The organism is Streptomyces sp. NPDC107471, assembly GCF_055582845.1.
The window spans coordinates 198,985-205,359 of record NZ_JBVJPC010000015.1 but is presented as its reverse complement, the minus strand read 5'-3'; the positions used below and the strand labels follow the sequence as shown (position 1 = coordinate 205,359).

Here is a 6,375-nt window from a genome sequence, read left to right as displayed (position 1 = left end):
TACCACGGCGGTCTGAAGAAGTACAACGAGTACAAGCAGCAGGACTCCGAGCACCTGCTGGAGACCACCGGCAAGCAGCTCCGCAAGCTGATGAGTTGGGTCGACGACGACGAGGAGCGAGCGTGACCTCCCGGGCCGGCACGGACGCGAACCGGTGATGACGCCATGACGACACTGCATGTCACCCTGCTCGGCGGCCTCCGCGAGATAACCGCCGCCCAACTGCCCTCCACGCACAGCGCGGACGGCAGCCGGCCGCTGCGCCGCTACACCTTGGACCTTCACGTTCCGCACGAACGGCACGAGGAACTGACGGCCGAACTGCGAGCCGCCGCCGCGCCGGACGGGACGCCCCTGAAGGGCACCGACACGACGTGGCGCGTGGTGGAGGGCTGGACCGTCGTCTCCCACGGACCACGGCCGGGGATCGACCTGTACCGGGTGGAACTCGAAGAGGTCGAGGACCGCCGGCGCGCAGACACCCGCTCCGCGGGGGAGGGCGTGTCAACCGGGCCCGACCACACGCCCGTTGGTGAGGGGCCGGGCGGTATGCGGTTCGAGCTGGGACTCCTGGTGCTGCCCGTCTCGGACGTCGACCGGGCCAAGGCGTTCTACGAGGCGGTCGGCTTCCGGCTCGATGCGGACCATGCCGTGGACGCCTCGTATCGCGTGGTGCACATGACGCCTCCGGGATCCGCGTGCTCGGTCCTGTTCGGGACCGGGGTCACCGCGGCGGAGCCGGGCTCGGTGCGGGGCCTTCACCTCGTCGTCCCCGACATCGAGAAGGCTTGCCGGGAACTCGACGCGAGGGGCGTGGCAACCAGCGGGGTCTTCCACGACACGAGCGGTGTGTTCCACCGCTGCACCGACGAGAAGCGGGTCGAGGGTCCCGACCCGCGGCGTCGTGACTACCACTCCTACGCCGAGTTCAGCGATCCGGACGGCAACGGATGGGTGTTGCAGGAGGTACCGTCCCGGGCCTGAGAGGGCCTGTACGGCTTGTGCGGCTTGTGCGGCGATCGTTACGCGAGCAGTTGCTCGATCAGTTGCGGGGGAGGGCGTCGTTCGCGGAGACGGAGCCACGCCCTCCCCCGCCCTGTGCCGGCGTCGTGCCGTGCAAGGTCTGGAGGGAATCGGCGATCGACGCGATATGCGCGTTCACGGCGTGCACGGCTTCCCGGAGCTGGCGCAGCCGCCCTTCGAGGGCCGTCGCCTCCGCCGTCAGCGCCGCCGCGACAGTGGCGGGGTCCGTCTGTGGATCAGTGCCTCGGGACATCTTCCCGGTCCTCCTCGGATCGTGTCGGACTCCAGTCCCCGTATTGACCGGATGGCCCGCACACCTGTGACAGCCGAGGTGGCGTCGCGCAGCGCGGAGGCGACGGTCGGAGCGGGTCGGGCCGCGTCCGCGTGCGGTCGTGAGGTCGTGCGGTCGTCAGGTCAGCAGGCTTCCAGGACGAAGTCGCCCAGGACGTGCTGCCGGATGCGCTGGACCTCGGCACGATCGGGTTCGACGGGCACCTGCCCGCGGGCGTTCCGCTCCGGGGCACTGTTGGCCCTGCGCACGGCCGCGCACACGGCTTCGGCGCAGTCCGGTGCCTCGCCCACGACGTAGTAGAGCCAGACGATCCGGGAGCCGTCCGACCGGAACGGCAGGCCCACCAGCCAGGTGAGCGACTCTCTGGGTGTGCTGAGCATGGGTTCCAGCTCCGTTCTCAGCCGGTGTGGGCGGCGACGGCGGGGCCACCGGCGCGGGCTCCGCGAAGAGTTCTGGCCTTTCTCTCTTGACTGTGCAGCGGCCGATTTCGTGACAGCGAGTCGGTCCTTGTCGCTGCCGTCCTCCAACTGCCGTGTCACAGCGTGCGCATGAGTGTCGTGGTGTCACAGATCCACGGTGGGCCCTGTCTCATGGGCGAACGGACCCGGCCAGGCAGGAGAGAAAAGGGTGCGCCCTTCGCGAACGCAGACACATGTGCACGGAGCCACCGTCTCCTCTCGTCGCAGGAACGACCACATATGAGCAGCCCCATTCCGTGGCCGCGGGTGTCGGCCGACGAGCGCTGCGGAGGTGAACAGGCCCGCCTCCATGGGGATTCCTCTTTCTTGAGTGCACCCGACGAGTTCGAGCGGGGCCTGTTGCCCGACCTGGCGTTGCATGGCCTGGGCCTCACCACCGCGTTCCACTATGCGCCCGGCCAGGCGCACACGTTGCTGGGCGGTGACTTCTGTGACCTGGTGCGCGGCGAGGACGGCAGCGTCCACGTGGTGATGGGCGACGTGTCCGGGCACGGTCCCGCCGCGGCCGCCCTCGGGGTCCACCTGCGCCTGGCCTGGCGTACGGCAGTGCTGTGCGGTCAGAGCCAGACGGAACAACTGCGACTGCTCGAAAGGATCCTGACCGAGGAGCGAGCGCAGGAGGAGGTCTACGCGACCGTGGTGTCCCTGGTCCTGCCGCCGCACGGGCGGTCGCTGCGGGTGGTCAACGCCGGCCATCCGGGCTTTCTGCACCGGCAGGGGGACCGGGTCCGTTGGGTGGAGCCGCCACCGGGGCTGCCGCTGGGCCTCTTCCCCGGGCAGGGGGACTGGTGCGAGAGCGAGACGGCGTTGTCGCACGGGGACGGGGTGGTCGTGTTCACCGACGGCCTCTATGAAGGCCGTACGGCCGGCGGGCGGCTCGGTGAGGAGGGCCTGCTGAGGCTTGCGACCCGCCTCGCGCATCTGGAGGCACAGCCCTTCGTCGATGCCCTGGTACGCGGTGTGTCGCTGCTGGCAGCACCGTTCGGGGGGCTCCGGGACGACGTGGCGGTCCTTCACCTGACCTGCGACGGCCGAGGCGGCTTTTGAGGACCTGGCGCTTGGGTGGCGGGGAGGGAGGCGGTGTTCGGGAACGGATGGCGGCGCGGGAGGCGACGTACTGTGTGGCGGGTTCGCAGGCCGTGGTCCGGTGGCTTACGTCTGTGCAGTGTGCTCTGTTGCGGGGCGCCGCGGCGGCGGGTGCTGAAGGAGCTGGAACCCCCTGTGCGGCCCGCTTTCGGGTGGCGGCGCGGCGGCTTTGCTGGCGGGTGCCGATGGAAATGGCCCCCTGCGGCCCGCTATTGGTGGCGGTGCGGCGGCCTCGCCGACGGGTGCTGAAGGGACTGGAACCCCCGTGCGGTCCGCTTTTGGCGGCGGCGCGGCGGCTTTGCTGGCGGGCGCCGGAGGAACTGAAACCCCCCGTGCAGCACGCTTTCGGTGGCGGCGCGGCGGCCTTGCCGACGGATGCCGACGGGACTGGAACCCCCAGTGCGGCCCGATTTCGCGTGGCGGCGCGACAGCCTCGCCGGCAGGAGCCGTAGGAACAGGAACCGGCCGACGACATCACCGCCGCGCTGCCCTGGGGCCCGGGCGTCCCTACCCCGACTCGGATTTGCCGGGGTGCCTAGTCGAGGACCCGGTGATGGACGAAGCGCGACACCAGGGGCGGTTCCATCAACCAGCCGTGCGCCCTGGCGTGCCTCGGATGAGCGGAGCTCGCGGTCTCGCGCAGCAGGGCGAAGGACACCACCGCGCCGACGGCCAGCAGGCCCGCGCACAGCGGCATGGCCCGGCTGAACGCCGTGTCGAAGGAGGCCGGTGAACGGTAGGCGTCCGGGCCCATCCCCACCAGCAGCGGCAACGCCGCCACGGAGACCAGCCCGGCCGCCCGCGCGGCCGCGTTGTTGATACCGCTGGCAAGGCCCGCGTCGGCGGCCTCGACCGAGGCCAGCAGCGTCACGCTCAGCGGAGCGACCATGACGACCATGCCGGTGCCCATCACCACCAGGGCGGGCAGGACGTCGGAGACATAGGAGGCGTGCGCTCCGACCCGTACCGTCATGAGCATCCCCGCGCCGCACACGAGAGGGCCGACGGTGAGCGGGATCCGCGGTCCCAGGCGCTGGGCGAGCATCCCGGACCGGGAGGAGAACAGGAGCATCAGCACCGTGCTCGGCAGCATGGCGGCGCCGGCCGCCAGGGCCGAGTACCCGGCGACGATCTGCAGTTGCAGGGCGGTCAGAAAGAAGAACCCGCCCAGCCCCGCATAGACGCACAACGTGATCACGTTGATGGCCGTGAAGGCCCGGGACTCGAAGATCGACAGGGGCATCATCGGGTCGCTGCTGCGCCGCTCCACCAGCAGGAAGGCGGCCCCGGCCGCGAGACTGCCCACTCCCGCGGCGAGGGCGACCGGCCCGTTCGCCCGGGCCTCGGTCAGCGCGTAGGTGGCCAGGGCGAGCGTCAGCGCACCCAAGGCCGCACCGGCGACGTCGAAGCCCCGTCGGGAGCCGGCGCGGGTGTCGGCCGCGACGGCGGACTGCGGGGGCCTGCCGACGGACTCCGGGACGTGGCACAGCGCCAGGGGCACGCACAGCAGCGCCGGGGGGATCGTCAGCAGGAAGGTCCAGCGCCAGCCGGGGCCGTCGACGAGCCATCCTCCGAGGAAGGGGCCGAGTGCCGCGCCGATGCCGCCGAAGCCGGACCACAGGCCGATGGCGCGCGGCCGGTCGTCGGGGTGGAAGGAGGCTTCGATGATCGCCAGTGAGCCGGGGGTGAGCAAAGCACCGCCGATGCCCTGGAGTGCGCGGGCCGCGATGAGGGTGGTGGTGTCAGGAGCCAGTCCGCACAGCAGGGACGCCGTCGCGAACCAGACGATGCCCAGGACGAAGATCCGGCGTCGTCCGAAGCGGTCGCCCAGTGAGCCGCCCAGCAGGATGAGTCCCGCCAGGGTCAGCATGTAGGCGTTGACGGTCCATTGCAGTACGGCGAGGTCGGCGTCGAAGTCCTCGCCGATGTGCGGCAGCGCGACGTTGGTGACGGTCGAGCCGAGCAGGACCACGCTGGAGCCGAGCACGGTGGCCAGGAGGGTCCATCGGCCGCGGGCTTCGGAGATGCGGAGGAAGGCCTGGTCGCCCGGGGGAGGGGAGGGGCGCATGTCGTCTCCTTGGGACGGCGGGCGAGAAGGCTGCCGGTGGGCGCGGGTCGGATCGGGGGATACGGCGACCGCAGGCCCGGCGGGTGGGCGCTCGCGGGGACGTGAACTGCCGCAAACCTGTGCGGGGACGTGGGCTGCCGCAAACCCTTACGCGGGACGTGGGCTGCCGCAGGCCCTTGGGGGACGCGGGCTGCCGCAAACCCTTGCGCGGGGACGCGGGCTGCCGCAGGCCCGTCTCCCGCTCGGTGGGCCGGGGCGAGCGGGAGACGGACGGTGGGTGTCCGGCGGGCCGGAGCATCGGGGGGCCGCAGTATCGGGGGACCGCAGCCCCGCGGTCGTCGTTACTGCTGCTGGCTCCAGTCGGCGAAGTGAGTCTCGCCGAGCTGTGCGTCGGGGCCGGGCAGCAGGTCGGACTCCTTCAGGTCGGCACCCCAGTAGAGGGCCTTCGGGTCCGTCACGACCGTGCGGGGGTCGCCGTGGACGGCGAGACCCTGGCGGATGAAGTCCTCCAGCATGAAGGTGTCCGGGCCTGCGACCTCGACGATCCCGTTGACCGGGGAGCCGGCCGCCGTGCGCCCGACGGCCGCCGCCACGTCGCCGGAGAAGATGGGCTGGATCTTGATGGGGGCGACGGAGACCGTATCACCGCTGGTCGCCGAGTCCGCGAGGGTCTTGGCGAACTCGAAGAACTGCGTGGCGTGGACGATCGAGAACGGGATCCCGGAGTCCCGGATCATGTCCTCCTGGGCCTGCTTGGCGCGGAAGTAGCCGGCCTGCTGGAGGCGGTCGGTGCCCACGACGGACAGAGCCACGTGGTGCGTCACACCGGCGTCGGCCTCCGCGGCGAGCAGGTTGGTCGTCGAGGCGCGGAAGAACTCCATGACGGCGTCGTCCGCGAAGGAGGGGGAGTTGGAGACGTCGACGACGACGGAGGCACCCTTGAGCGCCTCGGCCAGGCCTTCGCCGGTGACCGTGTTGACCCCGGTGTTCGGGGAGGCGGCCACCGCCTCGTGGCCGTGTTCGTTGAGCTTGGAGACAACCTTGGAACCGATGAGTCCGGTTCCGCCGATCACTACGACCTTCATGGACTTTCCCTTTCACTGTTTCCCGCCCGGTGCCCGGTGGGCCTGCGAGGAGCTCGCCCTGGGCACCGGCCGCGATGGCTCGTACCCTCCTGACCGGACGGGGGCGGTATGTGTGACAGGGCTGTCCGCAGAGATTTCCCCGCGTCGTCGAGCGGCCCGCACGCAAGCGTCCCGCGACCGCGGACGGAGACGACCTGTGGTGGGGTGAGACCGGACAGCCCCACGATTTGTGACAACCTCAGCGTGTTTTCACGCGTGGAAGTAGTCACAGCGTTTGCGCGGGCAGGGAGCGCGAGGTCCCGGTTATCGTGGCGAGGATCCTTCCGAACACCGCTGTGGGAG

6 protein-coding genes and 1 pseudogene are annotated in these 6,375 nt (G+C 70.8%); 3 read left to right on the top strand and 4 right to left on the bottom strand.

What is annotated here, in order from left to right; all coding sequences use genetic code 11:
* Positions 1–126: pseudogene (locus ACZ66S_RS37060) on the top strand (ketol-acid reductoisomerase); the annotation flags it as partial.
* Between the two features lie 423 nt (positions 127–549).
* Positions 550–984: a VOC family protein gene (locus ACZ66S_RS37055; protein ID WP_469905982.1), complete on the top strand. Its 435-nt coding sequence runs from the start codon at positions 550–552 to the stop codon at positions 982–984.
* 58 nt (positions 985–1,042) lie between these two features.
* Here ACZ66S_RS37055 and ACZ66S_RS37050 read toward each other — a convergent pair whose 3' ends face one another.
* Together ACZ66S_RS37050 and ACZ66S_RS37045 are read right to left on the bottom strand one after the other, a co-directional pair.
* On the bottom strand, positions 1,043–1,276 hold the full coding sequence (locus ACZ66S_RS37050; RefSeq protein WP_469905971.1) for a hypothetical protein: 234 nt from the start codon (positions 1,274–1,276) through the stop codon (positions 1,043–1,045).
* A 161-nt stretch (positions 1,277–1,437) separates the two neighbouring features.
* Entirely contained in the window at positions 1,438–1,695 is a 258-nt protein-coding gene (locus ACZ66S_RS37045; protein ID WP_469905970.1) for a hypothetical protein, read from the bottom strand.
* Positions 1,696–2,100: 405 nt separating this feature from the next.
* On the opposite strand from ACZ66S_RS37045, the gene ACZ66S_RS37040 reads away from it, so the two are divergent.
* A complete protein-coding gene (locus ACZ66S_RS37040) occupies positions 2,101–2,841 on the top strand; it encodes a PP2C family protein-serine/threonine phosphatase (RefSeq protein ID WP_469905969.1) in 741 nt (246 codons plus the stop codon).
* 574 nt (positions 2,842–3,415) lie between these two features.
* On the opposite strand, the gene ACZ66S_RS37035 is transcribed toward ACZ66S_RS37040, so the two are convergent.
* Together ACZ66S_RS37035 and ACZ66S_RS37030 are read right to left on the bottom strand one after the other, a co-directional pair.
* Positions 3,416–4,948, bottom strand: a complete 1,533-nt coding sequence (locus ACZ66S_RS37035) for an MFS transporter (RefSeq protein ID WP_469905968.1) — start codon at positions 4,946–4,948, stop codon at positions 3,416–3,418.
* A 341-nt stretch (positions 4,949–5,289) separates the two neighbouring features.
* A complete protein-coding gene (locus tag ACZ66S_RS37030) occupies positions 5,290–6,033 on the bottom strand; it encodes an SDR family oxidoreductase (protein WP_469905967.1) in 744 nt (247 codons plus the stop codon).
* Positions 6,034–6,375 lie beyond the last annotated feature (342 nt).